Raw genomic sequence first — 13557 nt, 5'->3', positions numbered from 1 at the left:
TGAATATAACTTGTCTCAATCATCGTCACTGTCGTCGGCTACTTGCCTCTCTAGGTCCCAAATTCCATCGCCAAGGTAACGCGTACCGGATCTAGAGAGGGCATGTGAAACCGCTTCCTTATCGATCTGGCGTTCAGTAAAGAAATTTAGCCAATCTTTGATGTCGCCAATGTTCATCGGTCCCGGCACTTGATTAATAAGCTTTTCGAGTGCGGCGTTAAGTGTAATGCGCCTGGGTTCGCCCCATTCCTTTAGGTAGGCGAAGCGCCCAATGCTGACGGCAATTCGATCATCAAGTGTCGCGATACTAAAAACGGCCTCCGGATCAACTGAAACCAAGCCGTCAATGTAACGGTCTATCTCGTCCAAATGTATCCCAGACCCCTTTTGCCTGAGGGCCGTGAAAACTCTATCAATGAGTGCCGGTTGTTCTTCACGCTTCACCGCTAGATCTCGATCATTGAGCCCCCAAATACCTCTACCTACACGAAGAACTGGATCGCGGTTCCAGATCTGTACAGCCCCATTTAGCCCCCTGATTTTAGAAAGCCGTTCGTTAATCTCTCGTGATGTGAGTGGTCCGCCCGCTGTATCTAAAATCTCAACCACGGCATCCCGAATATCGACGCGGTGCAGATCATCTGCGTCGGGCAAAACCCAAACAAGCCGACCAAGGTACTTAAGTTGTGACTTCATCTGGAGCGCTACGCTTAGTCCATACTTATCAAGTCTATCGCTTAGAGATCCTTCAATCTCTAGAACCTCCGCAAGGAGTTCAGATGTATGCCATTGTCGGCCAGACGAGTGCTCCGCAACAATCTCGGTAGCGACCTCAGCCACCGTTTCGATCTCCAAGTCTGACAAAGGCACATGCTTCCTTAACCCATAGATCCCCCGGCCTAGAAGAACGCCAACATTTGCGACCGGATTTCGAATTTGCTGCTCATCGACCTGCTTTCCAGACAAATCACCGACAGACTTTGCTACCTCACTTGTGTGTAGAGGCCTGGAACTCTCTTCTAGAACAACTTGAATTAGCTGCTCGAGACCACGCCCGTAGGCAGTTAGGGTTCTCGCACCGTCGGAGCCAGAAAAGTGGCACAAACGAGATGCCTCCGCCCAAAGTAGCGGGGCCAGTTCTTTGCCCCAAGCTGGAAGAAAGCTATCGACCGTTTGACGGCACTCTGCTTCTGACCAATTGAGTTCAACCGCGCCTTCAAGAAGTTGCCGAGCCTCCTTCAACTTACCTTCCCAAGCTTCTTGCTCAACACGACTTACGTATCTAAATTCTCCAACTTTTAGAACGTGAAAGCGTTTCTCACACATCACATCAATTAGGTACTCAAGCACATCTTGCTTGTCGGCAGTACCTCTAAACCACTCATCGACGACTTCTAAGCCGAATAGTGGGAGGGGGTCGTTACGGTCATCCAAAATGGCGCCTAACCGGTGCCTGAGCACATCATCCCAAAGTTCTTTCTCAATGATCCGTTCAAGTGACCGCTTCTCAATTTGCCGAATCCGTTCCCGTGTGACCCCGTATTCACTGCCGATGTCCTCTAGGGTTCTTGGCTTCTGACTAAATCCCATTCGATTGAGCAGGATATTTCTGTCCCGCTCATCGATTTGATTGAGTGTTTTTAGAAGATTGACAAGAAGCCCGACTGACAGAAGAGCGGGGGGTTCTTTGCTCTCAGAGCCGACTTCGCCAGGAGCCAATAGCCGCTCTCCAAACGCTTCATCTGATACTTTAAGATCCTCTGTTCCACGTTTTAGGCCCTGTAGGAGGGCTTCAGAAAGGTGCTTCTTCGAATGTCGCCCGAAGTTCTTTAGTCGAAATAGTTCGGCCTCTGTGTAGCCATCAAGATCTGAGACGAGATTAATCCCGTTGCTGGAAAAAACGTTTCCGAGGCGCACAGTTAGAGAGAGTCTTGTAACTGGTTGCGAGCGCAACCAAGGCGGGGCGCAGCGAACAATGTCCAGCGGATCGGCCTCATCACGTATGAGAGCGTCGTAGCGAAACTGTCCTAGTGCGGTTCTAATTTGATGCGGTAGATCTTCCTCCAGTTCGATGTAGCTCTCTTCATCATAAACGCCGACTCGCTTTAGATCGCCGTCAAATTCAGGCGCGACAGACAAGAAACTGGATACCCAGCCACGTGCAGGTTTGGCTGAAGATCCATCTTCGGCGCGAACATTTCTGTCAGTGGAATGCGACGTTACGCTTAGAGTTGGATCCTCGCGGCTGTATCCCCATCCATCAAGGGCGAGATAAATTGGCAACCCTTCTACTTGAGCAATCTCGTGCTCTGAACAGGAAAAGGTTTGAGGCAATACAAACTTTGCGCCTTGGGTAACGAGTAGCCATCCGTCTTTACCGTCAGCAGCCTCGTTAAATGCACGTGTCGGCAAACGACCAAAACCTACATGGAGGACCCCACTTATCTGGCCATCTCCAAACTGTCGCGCCCACTCATCTTCAACTTCATTCAGCTTCTGGGAAACAAATATTTTCCAGTCTGCCCCGCGCCTTCGGGTCATCAAATAGAGTCTGAGTGGGGAGTTCATTGTGATGACAGGTCGTCCATTCTTTTTAGAATTTTCGCAAAGTCAATCTGCCCCTCAGAAGCCTGCTCGTACAACTCACGAACACCCCAGTCCGCTAGTCGTTCGGCAACACGGTAGACGGAAGTATTATCCAACTGATCCTCGTATAGAGCCTCAACTGCGCTCCTAATCAACTGGCCTGGGTCAAGTGATCCCACATTGAACAGTGTTTTCCGCTTTCCTATCTCTGGAGGAACAACACCCGATGCGGCCGCAAAACTTATGGCAAAACGATAACCATCTAGCTTCTCGGCGAAAATTTCCTGCTCTTTTAACTGATCCAGAAGGTCATCTGCATGTTCAGAAAGTCCAACGGTTGTAACATCTGAATCATTCATAGTTTGGACCTTTCGATTTTCGTCTGTGTCTCGGACACCTCGACAAGCTCATAAACTTCCCCTACGCGATCCTTGATTGCTTCAAGATCGGTTTCCCGCCGGATTTCACCACCATGAACGAACAAAACGAACTGAGTAGTGACAGTCGGTAGGTAGCACAGAATGTTGTTGCGGTGCTTTGGATCAAGGCGACCAAATGGCGTATCCATCACCACGGGCCCAGCAGATCTTCCCGTTCTGTTCAAACCGTCTATCAGTGATAGAGCAACAATCTGTTCCGCACCTGCACTACGCATTGAGACTGTACGCCCTTGGCTGTCGAGAATGCTAAGGCCATAGTTATCGTTTATTTGGAGCCCCTGATAAGCCTGTTGCGTCGTCATTTCACGAAAGGCGTCACTTGCCAGTTGCTGAACCCTACCACGAAGTCGGTCTCGCAGCTTTTCTATACTGGCTAGAAAAACCTTCTCTAGATCGGATGTGAGCGTGACCTTGGTAGTGGATTTTTCAGCCCTTGCTGATGCGACCCCTTCGATCGCCTTCCTAGCAATCGCCAGCTCTTCGTTCACTTTCCTAATGTTGGTACGGACGCTACTCAAGTTATCGTCTAGTTTACCCTCTTCTTTGAACAGGTCCACAATCCGCGAACGCTTGCGCGCTATCTCGGTTGCATCTTGTTCATCAATCTTATTTTCAATTTCAGCGATCTCGTTTTCAGCTTTCTGAAGCTTGATCTGCGCTAGATTGACGTCTTTTTCGATCTGAGCGAACCGTTCTCCTGCGGCGGATCCGCGAATTTTCTCTAGATTGCCAAGCTGAGCTGAGATGTCATTTAGCCGAACACTGACATCCTTTTGAGTCATCAGCTTTGCCTGCATCTGACCAAGGGTCGTCTTAAGGTCTTCACGGATAGGTCCGGTCACAGATTGCTGGCAGGTCGGACAAGAGTCGGTGTCGATTAGCTCACGCAGACGATCAATGTCGGCTTCAACACGGGAGGTCTTTTTTATGTCCCCCGTGATGCGACGCTGCTCCTCTCTAAGACCCTTCTTTTTCTCGCCCAATCTCGCATCAAACATGTCCTTCCATGCGGAAGCCAGGACTTGATGGCGCTCAACGTGCTTTCGTTCAATCGTAGCTTGGCTTTCTTTTCGCTCTTCCCTCGCCGCATCGAGCTTGCTTTTCAGTGCAAGGACTGTCGCAGCCGCTTCGATTTCATCTTGCAGGTTTTCGCGTTCTTCCCGGATCGTAGAAATCGACGCTTCAATGTACTTCTGATCCGCTTCAAAAGCCTCCAGCTTCTCGTTCAAAGCATCGGCACGCAAGGCTTGAGCTTTTAGTCCTGAGATATGTGCCAACGCTTTGGTCTGCGCACGGGAAGCGTTCTTTAGAATTGCGCTAAGACCATCTCGCCCCCTTACGAGCGTTGGTACGCCTAAGGCTTGCTCAATCGCATCCTTAATCTGACGCCCTTGCTCGCTCCCTTCAAACAGCAGCTCCTCGTACTCTTGTAGTAATTCACCATCAAAAAGGAAGAATCGCGAGGTCTGCTCCGGAGCCACTTGATCTAGTTCATAGGCCACTTGGTTTCCGGCTACGACTGAACCATTTTTCTTCAGCAGCACCGAGGTCTGAAGGTCTTCGGAACGGGTTGGTCGAACGGCCTGAGAGCGGCGATCGGCTGTCCGACGGAGTTCAAAGATGTCACCGTTGGCTTCAAACTCAACAAACACCTCAACACGCCAATCATCTTCTAGCAACGCATCCTTGTTTACTATGTCAAACAGTGGAATATCCCGGGAGTGTCTGCCCAGAGCCTTCTCATAAAAACCCCATCGAAGTGCGTTGAGAAGCGAGGTTTTGCCTCTCATGTTGTCCCCAAAAACGAGCATCACGTTTCGCGACTCATCCTTGGGGAATTCGATGACTGCCTGCTCTTTGTAAGGCATAAAGTTTTTCATTGTCAGCCGGTTAAGCTTCATTCCTGACCCTCCGACTTGGTTGAAAGTTTTTCAACCTCAGCATCAATGAGCTTCTCCATCTCAGCGACGGGAACGGATATATCCGAGGTAAATTGATTGTTTTTTTGCACGTAGTAGCAAGCACGGAGCAGTTCTTCTGGTAGGTCAGGAGCAACTTCCCCGCGCAAAGCTATCAATATTTCTAAAGCGATGTCTGATCCAGAATGTTCACTCATCATCTTCTACTCCATCTCGTGCTACCAGGTCGTCGATCTCTATCCCCATTTCCATGGAAATGGCCCTGAGTTCTGCGCCTGCTGACATGTTCATCGCTCCATCCGCGAATTCAATTGCACGTATTAGCTCACCACGTAGGAGCCCCAGTTGTTCTGGCTCCGCCTCTGCGTTGAGCGGTTGCACGATCGCGTCATGTATCTCTGCCATGTTTTTCTCAGGGTGTATTCGCAAGACTCTTCCTCGTCGTTGAATGAACTGCCTAGGGTTCTGCGATGACGCTAATATGAGAGCGTGCGAAACCTTGGGAATGTCGACACCCTCATCGAGGCACTTAATCGAAACTAAAATACCGCCAAATTTGTGGAACCACTGCATGGTCGCCTCTCGGTCGCCATCCATATTTGAGTGGTATTCAATGGTTTCAATCCCAGCCAACCGGAGTGCCGTTGCGACGTCAGCTAGTTGTTCGCTGTCTTCACAATAAACTAACCAACTTTGGCCATCGCGAAACTCTTTCTTGATAGTCTTGACTGCGAGATCCACCTTAGCCGCGGCTTTTTTTGCTACTCTTGAGCGCTGGATCAATAACATCTTGGCTCTCTCACTAAGCTGCTTTTTTCCGTTGGCATCAGTGGCGCTCTTGGCGATCTCTTTTTTGATACGGTTCGTAAAATCGAGCCATTGATCCGCTTCGTCCGCGTTCAAGTTTATTGAATGTGGGAAATACTGATAAGGCACTAGCCTGCCAGCCTTCATGGCATCCGAGAGCGTGATGGGTGGGGGTACAACACCCTCGAAGTACCCCAATAGCCTGCTTGTACCTTCCGGGTCACCATAACGCTTCGGCGTTGCACTTAGTCCGAGTCTAAGGCCAGCCTCAATCTGTAGCGCTCGAGAGTTCACTCTACTGCCTAACTGATGAACTTCATCTACGACTAAGAGCAGGGCATCACTCTGAACGACTCCTTTAAGAAATTGATCAGTGGCCGCAGTTGGCATCATTGCCAGTGTTACACGGGCCCCCAGATCGGCATCGGGAACTGTCATACTCTTGAGGCGACCTGGTAACTTCCATCGGTTTTCGCCATCTCCCGCCAACATTAGTGTGACGCCAGGGATCTCATCACGGATCTCTTCAGCCCACTGGCGTAGAAGCAACCTGCTTGGCACAAGAACCACTGCAGGCTTGCCTGCCTGAACGTGCTCTCTGATCGCCACTATTGCGGTGAATGTCTTGCCAGTTCCCGTTGCATGTTCAAAGATTCCTCTTGAGCCCTGCTTTCGCCAAGCATCCAGCGCTTTGATTTGGTGCGGTAAGGGTGTGCGGCGCGATGCTGTCGGGATCGGAACACTTTCCATGATATCTTCGATGCTCTTTGCTGCGAATTTGCTGAGATATTTTTCAGCCGTTTCCGGAAATGCCGACACTTTGACGCCGGGGTCATTTCCCTCCCATAGGGCTGCGAAATGGTTGCGATGCTTTTCGGTTCGAATCCTGTCGGATGCTCCATGCCAATCGCAAAACACCTCAAAGGCTTCGAAGTTGCCTTCTGAGTGCCACCCACTCCAGGTTTCGTTCGTCGAACCTCGAAAGCTCACAGTATTGCCAAAATCATCCGTGAAAAGGCCTAGTTTCTCATGATAGATACCACTTCCTGTCGTGAGTTCAGCCAGTCTGATTTCTAGGGCGCTGCAAGAAATGAGTGTTGCCAACGCTCTTGCGGAAAACTCCGTCGAGGGCTCAGCCAGCAGACGATCAAATTCTTCTATGATCGCAGTACCAAACACTTCTTCGCGGCGTGCATACCCAGCTGAAATGCTTCGAACATCTTCGCCCGTAAGGTTTGGCGAGCAAATCAACTGAATCCGCCCTCCTCGACGGGCAAACTCCAAGATCGTGCTTCCAATGATCAAGAGTACAGTGGATCGAAAGTAGCCAACCGCTCTCTGATAGCTGGTCGCGTTGCGAAGGCACTTTTTGTAGAACGCCTCGACCGGATCGTTTTTTGTAGAACGGTATTCTGTCTCAAGTTTGAGCTTCGACAGATCCCCTCCCAGAACAGCTTCGAACGCGTCACTAATCATTCTAAAATTCGCTACTTTGGTTTGGATTCAATTCGCTACGCCTCAATTACACGCATTTGAACACAACTGTCGGTTTATTCCCAGACGGCGTCAACGCCCATCGCTCAATTGCATCTTAATTTCCGAATGATGGAGGACAGAGCACGTTGAGTTTTGAGCTTGTTGCAGGCCGTCAATGCTGGTCCGGAGATCGTATCACACCTTGATACATTTGTCTTGCAGTGATACACGCTTGCCAGGCTTCAAAACACCAAAGACACGCTCACTGCCAGCGCGGTAGTAGGCAAGTATCGCAATGGTATCCCCGGTGACTTGGTGAAGCGGACGCGGGCGATGCTCACGGCGCTGGATGCTGCGGTTGATTTGGAGGATTTACGCTTTCCACCGGGCAACCACTTGGAAGAACTGAAAGGTGATCGGGCTGGGCAACACTCTGTGCGGATCAACGAGTAATGGCACATCTGCTTTGTTTGGACGCCGAACGGCCCTGCCGATGTTGAGATTGTCGATTTACATTGAAAGGATACGCTGATGAGCCTGCTTGAAGAACCTATGCACCCCGGTGAAGTCCTGAAAGAGCTTTACCTTGATCCCCTGGATATGGGAGCAATCGCGCTTGCGCGGCGTCTGGGCGTGCCTCGGACCCGGATCGAGCGGTTGATCAAGGGCACGACTGGGATCACGCCTGACACGGCTCTGCGCCTCGCTCGTGTGTTCAACACGACCCCGACTTACTGGGTGAACCTACAAACCAATTACGACATGTCGTTAGCGGCCAAAGAGATTGATGTCTCCAACATCGAGCCGATCATTGCGGGTTAATGCGTGTTGCGCTGATCCATATTTGCCTCCCACGCCTCTAGGGTCACTTTTTTGAACTGCTGTGTGGTGGAGGTCCGAACTCTGACGTATAACTTTGTTAGTTTTCAGTGGATAAGGAACCTGTTTTGGTGTGAACGCCCTATCGCACTTTGGCGCGTGCAAGAGACAACGGTGGAGAAGCAGTCAGATGTCAAATTACGAAAATGAAGGCTTCATTATCAGAATTGTAGCTTGTGGGGTCGCTGGGTTGCAAAAGTTGAGTGCCGTCGAGCATTGGAAGAAGCTGGGACAAGCATTCCTAATGCGCAAGCACGATGCACCAAGCGATGAAGCCCTTCGAAAGAATGCGAACCTTTGGATTGACTGGTTCATTCTATTGAAGTGGGCTTTAGTGTTTGGGCTCATTTGGAGGATGGAAAGCGGTTGGCTTGCGGGAACTGTAGTCTCTTATCTACTTTTTTTCAATTTGTTCAGCTACTTCTACTACCATGGATGGGGCAGTGACTATGATCCTCCAAGACTTGACCGCGCGAAGGCCGTGAGGCGCGATAGAAGACGCCTCGTCAGCTTTCTGCTAGCGTTTCTCTTCTCGATTTTTGGTTTCGCATATCTTTACGCAACGCAGATCGCATGCCATTTGGAGTGGCCCTCAAATCCGAATAGGTTGGATGCTCTCTATCTCAGCATCTCAAATTCGTTCACGTTGACCTACGAAGGCTTCCAGCCCAAAGATCAACTTGCTAGGGGTGTCTTGTTGCTACAGTTGATCAACGTGTTCTTGTTTCTCACTGTCTTGATTGGTAACGCGATTCCCACCGTCGGGCGGAGTGAACCCCATTGATCAAGGAGCGTAACAAGCCACATCTTGTGCCACACCCGCAGCCAGACACAAAATTGCCTTGCTTTGGGCGGGGTTTCATGTGATTCTTCCCTTGAAAATAAAGGGAGAGAGCTGTAAACGCCGCTCAACCGGCTGCCGAAGGTGGCAAAGAAAAGCGGTGTGGATGAGAGGCGGCATCTGTTGGCAACTCTCCTATGGCACGGCAAGAAGAGAGATAGATATGTACCATCCCTACGCAGAGCGCCTCAAGGCATCTGAGGCGAAGCAGTTTTTTTTGGATGCGATCAAGCCTAAAATGCCTGATGATCGTGCAATGCCGAACGATGGTGAAAACACTGTTCTGCGCGGCGATCTGACTGACGCAGACCTGTCCCTGCTTACTTCCAACGTTCAGCATACGATTCTGTTGTCGCTATAAAGGTGGTATCAGGCTAAGCCATGATTTCACTTGGAAGCGTTTCAAAGCGAACAAAAACCTTATATGAGCGCTTTTACGCTGATCGTGAAGCCCAGAGATTTTCAACACTATATCAAGTGTTCGAAAAGCTTGCCTCATATGTTGAGGCAAGCAACTTGGGCGCACGCTTGGAAGTCGACTACATGTGTCTGGCCGAGATCGTTAGGTCATATTTTCTCGATACCATCAGGTACAAAGAATACCATTTCGACGCGAAAGACCTCAAATCAATTTCCAACGAAGCTCTAGCACAGGAAGTGGCGGCAACGCTGCAACGGTTCGGGGTAGATTCAATTGATAAACTTGACCCGTTGTCGCCAGAGTGGACAGAGTTGGTCCACAACTCAGTCAACATTAACGCTTCAAAAGTAGCAGCATACACCGCCAAGTGGATTCTCAAGTATAAACCGATATCTGTAATAATGGTCAGCGGTGAACAAGGTGTAAAAGCTTCGCTGCCGCAGGTCGTAAAGCCACACCCTTTCCTTACCAACATCAACGAAGAATTCGCACTTCACTGCGCACTGCTGGTTCTGGGTATCAAAGCAGAACAAGTGCCACAAAAGAAGATTGATGAGCTGATCTACTGTTTTAGATTTCGAGATTTCGACGAGTTATCGTACTTCATGATCCTCTCGGAGGACTACCTAGTCCAAGACGAGGAATGCTGAATTGCCCTTTCGCGTATTTGTCTCGTCCCCGGTTACGGGTATCGAGTTGTTCCGATATGAGATCATGAGTGCCGCAAGGCACGCCGAGCGAAGTGGAAAGTTCGAGTTCTTCTTCTTCGAGCAGCACGAGAATGCCCGCGTGGATGGTAAAACAATCTGCGAAAGTATATTCGAACAATCAGGCCGGCATTTTGACGCGTTTTTTGTTTTTTTTCAGAACCGTGTAGGCCAAGGCACTGTGGAAGAACTTGACTATTTTGAGCAGAGTATTCGTCCCGGGAACCCAAACTGTCGACTATGGTGGTCACAAATTTACTGCGAACAGCATCCCCAAGATGTCAGCGATTTTTTAGGCCGTCTTCATGAGTACAATACAGGACTTCAATGCGTTGCAGGCGAAGAGTTGAACAACGCCCCGAGCGTTCTAAAGGGTCGCTTTACAGCGAAGCTGTTTGAAACCATCGGGACAATGCAAGGCCACTAATTTGCAGGGGTCAATGCGTCATCCCCCGGTCCATTTCGACCTCACGCTCCTCTAGCTCTGTTTCAACCTCTCTTCGGCGGCCTTCACTAATTTCAAGCTGGTCTCGAGTTGCGTGCGCAGCTTCCCGTAGTTCGAGCCCTCGCTCAACAAGCCGTGCAACGCAGCCACGGACGCCGTTTGCGATTGAATGAGCACCGACACGCAGGCGGCCAATCCATCCATCTGGTTCTGCATCCTGCTCGTCGAGCGTTCCTCTAACCCGCTCAATTCCGCGGCTGAGACCTCGCAGGCCGTCACCAACCGCTCGACGCAGGCGAGCAAGTCGCGTTCCAAGGCTGTCAGGGGTGTCGTCATCTAATTCTCCTCGATCTTGATGCAGGTCACTGATCTGCCGCCCAGCGTGCAGGTCCTCAGCCGCGTCTTGGTCGGGTCCAGCACCAGCCAGGTCCCGTCCTCCCTGTCGATCCGCGTCAGGCCCAAGTCCGTCAGTTCCGAGCTCGCCAGCATCAACGTCCAGAGCAAGCTCGCGGCCATCATCGAGACGATCCCCGCCAAAAACATCCCCGTGATCAGCCAGGGCGAGATCGTCAGCCAGCTCTTGTTCTGTCGCAGAAAGGTGCGGGTATCGCTCTCGATTGTACGCTGCGCGTTGGTCGCAATGCTGTTCAAATCGGTCCTGAAGCTCTCCAACTGGGATGCCATCGAGACGGCGTAGTCCTGCCGGATCGTGTCCAGTTCCGCGTTCAGCTTCTCGCTCAGCCGGGTCGGCTTGCCAGTCTTCATGGAAAATCTCTCCTTTCAAACGCCAGCGCTCGTCCGTGTCGGGATCGCGGGCGGTCAGGTATGCTTTGCCGACGCGCGGAAGGTCGTAGCCCGCGTCTGTGAGGGCATCGATCATGGTTGCACGGTCAGTGATCAGGCCAACGCTGACCTGATCCAGAAGCCACGCGTGCAGCTCGTCACGGCCTTGCGCACGGGTTGGGGTTTCAATGGTGTCGCGGACCTCTTGGGTGCGCTCCAACTCCATCGGATCGGCCCAGCCGTGGCGCTGGTTCATCACGTCGCGCAGGCTGTCGAAGGCTTTCTCGTAGCCGGGCGGCGCGATGTTCAGGCTGCGGCCCGAGGTCAGATCCAAGCGCGGCGTGCAGAAATGAAGCTCGACGCGGTCTTCGTGGGTATGGCGGACCCAGAGCACCTCATATTGCTCAGGGTCCAGCCCCGCAAAGGCCAGCCGCTCAAACTGGTCCATGACCTCAGCCTGCTGGTCCTCGGTCGGGGCGTCGCTGGCGGCAAAGCTGATCACGCCCGCGCGGTAGGTCCACTGGTGGCGACTAGCGTCGATCAGGGCCTCGGTGCGCTCAGGGTTGCCGCGCAGGACCTCGGGCAATGGATCGCGCGTGACCGTCATCGGCCGTCCATCGGCATCGCGGATCAGGTCGCGGTTGTCGTCATAGGCCAGCACACGCTCGGCCACGAGGTAGCCGACCGGCCCCGCGCCCGCGCCTTTGCCATTGCGGAAGAACTTGATCAGCATCTGCGTGCCGCCTCGATGATCTGGGCAAGCTGGCGTTCGATGGTCAACAGGCGGCGTGCAACGGTGAGCGCGTCAATATCAACGCGCCCCGCCAGCATCGCGCGGTTCAGCCAGCGGGCGATCTGGTTGAGGTTGCCACCGATGCGCCCGACGGCCAGCACCAGCGCGGGATCGACGCGGGGAACCGGCTTGCGACGGCGGGCTTCCGTCAGGCCAAGCGCCTCGCGCAGCAGGGTCGCAGCGGGCAGTCCTGCCGCCTCGGCCTTGGCGCGCAACTGGGCCTTCTCTGCCGCTGTGCACCGAAAGACGAAGGTCTCGGTCAGCAGCTCTTTGGTGCGGGCTTTTCCCGCGCCGGTGGGGTTCGAAGGGGAGGCTTGCCGCCCCTCGCAAGGTCCCGTGTCAGCAGCGTCAGCGTATGACATGGGTCGCCTTGCTGTTTGCGCTTCGGTGGGATCGGTTGTGTTCATGATCTGAGGCCTGCCGCCTGAATTTGCGCCTGTGTGACCAGCTCTGCGGCCAAGAGCGCGTCGATTTGGCCGGGTGTGATGTGGCGGCAAAGAGGATGGCGTTCCGTCACCCAATTCGCGAAGCCGACCAGCATCTCGGCTTGTTTGGCCTTCGTCTCTTCTCGGCTTTGGGTGATGTCGTCGACATAGGCCCGCCAGCGTCCCGACCTGAACCAGTTGTCCGAGAAACAAACCTTGGAGCGGGTGAAGCCCGCGCTGTCCGCTGCGTAGGCCTTCACGGCCTGCAACAGGTCCTCGACCTCTGTCCCAGCGTCCAAAGCCTCCCTAATCCGGCTAAGGCACTCAGCCTTCCCTCGCAAACGGTCGGGCGGATAGGAGGCCAGAATCTTCTCAGCCTCTTCATCCTCTGCCGCCTCGCGCTCACGCGTAGGTGGTTTATGGATGGTTTTAGGGTGGTTTGGGGGCCGTGATGGCCCCGGTACCCCGGCCACTGTGGCCCCCGTTCCGGGTCCAGTCTGGACGGGGTCCACTGTGGCCCCCGTCTCGATCTCGGGCTCTGCGGTGGGTTCCAGCGCCTCAACCTTCGCCAGATTGATCCGGTAGACGACGGTGAATCCGTTCTTGCAGCCGCGCGCACCGGTTTCGACCAGGATGCCTTCCTTCAGGAACTCCCGGATCGTCCGCTTGACGGTGGTCTCGCCCAGCTCCGTATGCCGCTGAATCGTTCCCTTAGAACACCAAATGCCGGAACCATCATCGCTCGCCTTGTCTGCGAGAAACATGATGATCTGCTTGCGCGTCGCGCTGCCGAACTTCCGTTCCGCGCATATGTTCGCAACCCGCCAGCTCATCGGATGGCCCCCAAAGGCGCAAAGACGTGCGAATTTTGTACAGGTTTTGTACGAGATTTCCGCCGTTTCAGTAGAATTCGGCCCGAAAGCTCTCGGGAGTTTCTGCAAGCATCTGCACAAAGCCCTGTAAATAAGTCATATTTTTCAGGCGTTTTTGGCGACCCCGGCAGGATTCGAACCTGCAACCTGCCCCTTAGGAGGG

At 52.7% G+C, this 13557-nt stretch carries 13 protein-coding genes and 1 pseudogene; 6 read left to right on the top strand and 8 right to left on the bottom strand.

Features of this window, described 5'->3' with window-relative positions; genetic code table 11:
* Positions 1–15: 15 nt before the first annotated feature.
* The 5 genes from KPG71_RS08250 to KPG71_RS08230 are packed head-to-tail and all read right to left on the bottom strand — an operon-like array spanning position 16 to position 7228.
* Positions 16–2541 (bottom strand): sigma factor-like helix-turn-helix DNA-binding protein, encoded by a 2526-nt coding sequence (locus KPG71_RS08250; protein WP_216337637.1) that lies wholly within the window; start codon positions 2539–2541, stop codon positions 16–18.
* Between the two features lie 23 nt (positions 2542–2564).
* Positions 2565–2945 carry a hypothetical protein gene (locus tag KPG71_RS08245; RefSeq protein WP_216337636.1) on the bottom strand — a complete coding sequence of 127 codons (381 nt, stop codon included), beginning with the start codon at positions 2943–2945 and terminating at the stop codon, positions 2565–2567.
* Positions 2942–4927 carry an AAA family ATPase gene (locus KPG71_RS08240; protein ID WP_216337635.1) on the bottom strand — a complete coding sequence of 662 codons (1986 nt, stop codon included), beginning with the start codon at positions 4925–4927 and terminating at the stop codon, positions 2942–2944. Before KPG71_RS08240 ends, KPG71_RS08245 begins: the two co-directional genes overlap by 4 nt.
* Entirely contained in the window at positions 4924–5145 is a 222-nt protein-coding gene (locus tag KPG71_RS08235; RefSeq protein ID WP_216337634.1) for a hypothetical protein, read from the bottom strand. The genes KPG71_RS08240 and KPG71_RS08235 overlap by 4 nt, the downstream gene beginning before the upstream one ends.
* Positions 5135–7228, bottom strand: coding sequence for a DEAD/DEAH box helicase family protein (locus tag KPG71_RS08230; RefSeq protein WP_216337633.1), 2094 nt, complete (start codon positions 7226–7228; stop codon positions 5135–5137). Before KPG71_RS08230 ends, KPG71_RS08235 begins: the two co-directional genes overlap by 11 nt.
* Before the next feature lie 297 nt (positions 7229–7525).
* On the opposite strand from KPG71_RS08230, the pseudogene KPG71_RS19755 reads away from it, so the two are divergent.
* The 6 genes and pseudogenes from KPG71_RS19755 to KPG71_RS08200 form a co-directional block, all read left to right on the top strand.
* Positions 7526–7681 (top strand): annotated as a pseudogene (locus tag KPG71_RS19755) (type II toxin-antitoxin system RelE/ParE family toxin); the annotation flags it as partial.
* Between the two features lie 78 nt (positions 7682–7759).
* Complete coding sequence (locus KPG71_RS08220; protein WP_216337632.1) at positions 7760–8050, top strand: HigA family addiction module antitoxin; 291 nt, start codon at positions 7760–7762, stop codon at positions 8048–8050.
* Positions 8051–8237: 187 nt separating this feature from the next.
* Positions 8238–8891: a hypothetical protein gene (locus KPG71_RS08215; RefSeq protein ID WP_216337631.1), complete on the top strand. Its 654-nt coding sequence runs from the start codon at positions 8238–8240 to the stop codon at positions 8889–8891.
* 163 nt (positions 8892–9054) lie between these two features.
* The gene (locus tag KPG71_RS08210; RefSeq protein WP_216337630.1) at positions 9055–9309 is read left to right on the top strand and encodes a hypothetical protein; all 255 of its coding nucleotides are present in this window, start codon (positions 9055–9057) and stop codon (positions 9307–9309) included.
* 20 nt (positions 9310–9329) lie between these two features.
* The gene (locus KPG71_RS08205) at positions 9330–10019 is read left to right on the top strand and encodes a hypothetical protein (protein ID WP_216337629.1); all 690 of its coding nucleotides are present in this window, start codon (positions 9330–9332) and stop codon (positions 10017–10019) included.
* 64 nt (positions 10020–10083) lie between these two features.
* The gene (locus KPG71_RS08200; protein WP_216337628.1) at positions 10084–10503 is read left to right on the top strand and encodes a hypothetical protein; all 420 of its coding nucleotides are present in this window, start codon (positions 10084–10086) and stop codon (positions 10501–10503) included.
* 10 nt (positions 10504–10513) lie between these two features.
* Here the strand turns inward: KPG71_RS08200 and KPG71_RS08195 are convergent, their stop codons facing one another.
* The 3 genes from KPG71_RS08195 to KPG71_RS08185 are packed head-to-tail and all read right to left on the bottom strand — an operon-like array spanning position 10514 to position 13355.
* Positions 10514–12037 (bottom strand): relaxase/mobilization nuclease domain-containing protein, encoded by a 1524-nt coding sequence (locus tag KPG71_RS08195; protein ID WP_216337627.1) that lies wholly within the window; start codon positions 12035–12037, stop codon positions 10514–10516.
* Complete coding sequence (mobC, locus tag KPG71_RS08190; RefSeq protein WP_253196176.1) at positions 12031–12459, bottom strand: plasmid mobilization relaxosome protein MobC; 429 nt, start codon at positions 12457–12459, stop codon at positions 12031–12033. Before mobC ends, KPG71_RS08195 begins: the two co-directional genes overlap by 7 nt.
* Before the next feature lie 41 nt (positions 12460–12500).
* On the bottom strand, positions 12501–13355 hold the full coding sequence (locus tag KPG71_RS08185) for a hypothetical protein (RefSeq protein ID WP_216337626.1): 855 nt from the start codon (positions 13353–13355) through the stop codon (positions 12501–12503).
* Between the last annotated feature and the right edge of the window lie 202 nt (positions 13356–13557).

It is taken from the genome of Roseovarius sp. PS-C2, from assembly GCF_018862045.1.
GTDB lineage: Bacteria > Pseudomonadota > Alphaproteobacteria > Rhodobacterales > Rhodobacteraceae > Roseovarius.
The sequence above is the reverse complement of the archived record's forward strand: the minus strand, read 5'-3'. Positions and strand labels throughout refer to the sequence as shown.

Coding starts and splice junctions, on each gene's coding strand:
- KPG71_RS08215 (WP_216337631.1), top strand. CDS start 8,238: ATGTCAAATTACGAAAATGAAGGCTTCATTATCAGAATTGTAGCTTGT.
- KPG71_RS08230 (WP_216337633.1), bottom strand. CDS start 7,228: ATGATTAGTGACGCGTTCGAAGCTGTTCTGGGAGGGGATCTGTCGAAG.
- KPG71_RS08235 (WP_216337634.1), bottom strand. CDS start 5,145: ATGATGAGTGAACATTCTGGATCAGACATCGCTTTAGAAATATTGATA.
- KPG71_RS08210 (WP_216337630.1), top strand. CDS start 9,055: ATGAGAGGCGGCATCTGTTGGCAACTCTCCTATGGCACGGCAAGAAGA.
- KPG71_RS08200 (WP_216337628.1), top strand. CDS start 10,084: ATGAGTGCCGCAAGGCACGCCGAGCGAAGTGGAAAGTTCGAGTTCTTC.
- KPG71_RS08250 (WP_216337637.1), bottom strand. CDS start 2,541: ATGACCCGAAGGCGCGGGGCAGACTGGAAAATATTTGTTTCCCAGAAG.
- KPG71_RS08205 (WP_216337629.1), top strand. CDS start 9,330: ATGATTTCACTTGGAAGCGTTTCAAAGCGAACAAAAACCTTATATGAG.
- KPG71_RS08195 (WP_216337627.1), bottom strand. CDS start 12,037: ATGCTGATCAAGTTCTTCCGCAATGGCAAAGGCGCGGGCGCGGGGCCG.
- KPG71_RS08240 (WP_216337635.1), bottom strand. CDS start 4,927: ATGAAGCTTAACCGGCTGACAATGAAAAACTTTATGCCTTACAAAGAG.
- KPG71_RS08185 (WP_216337626.1), bottom strand. CDS start 13,355: ATGAGCTGGCGGGTTGCGAACATATGCGCGGAACGGAAGTTCGGCAGC.
- KPG71_RS08245 (WP_216337636.1), bottom strand. CDS start 2,945: ATGAATGATTCAGATGTTACAACCGTTGGACTTTCTGAACATGCAGAT.
- mobC (WP_253196176.1), bottom strand. CDS start 12,459: ATGTCATACGCTGACGCTGCTGACACGGGACCTTGCGAGGGGCGGCAA.
- KPG71_RS08220 (WP_216337632.1), top strand. CDS start 7,760: ATGAGCCTGCTTGAAGAACCTATGCACCCCGGTGAAGTCCTGAAAGAG.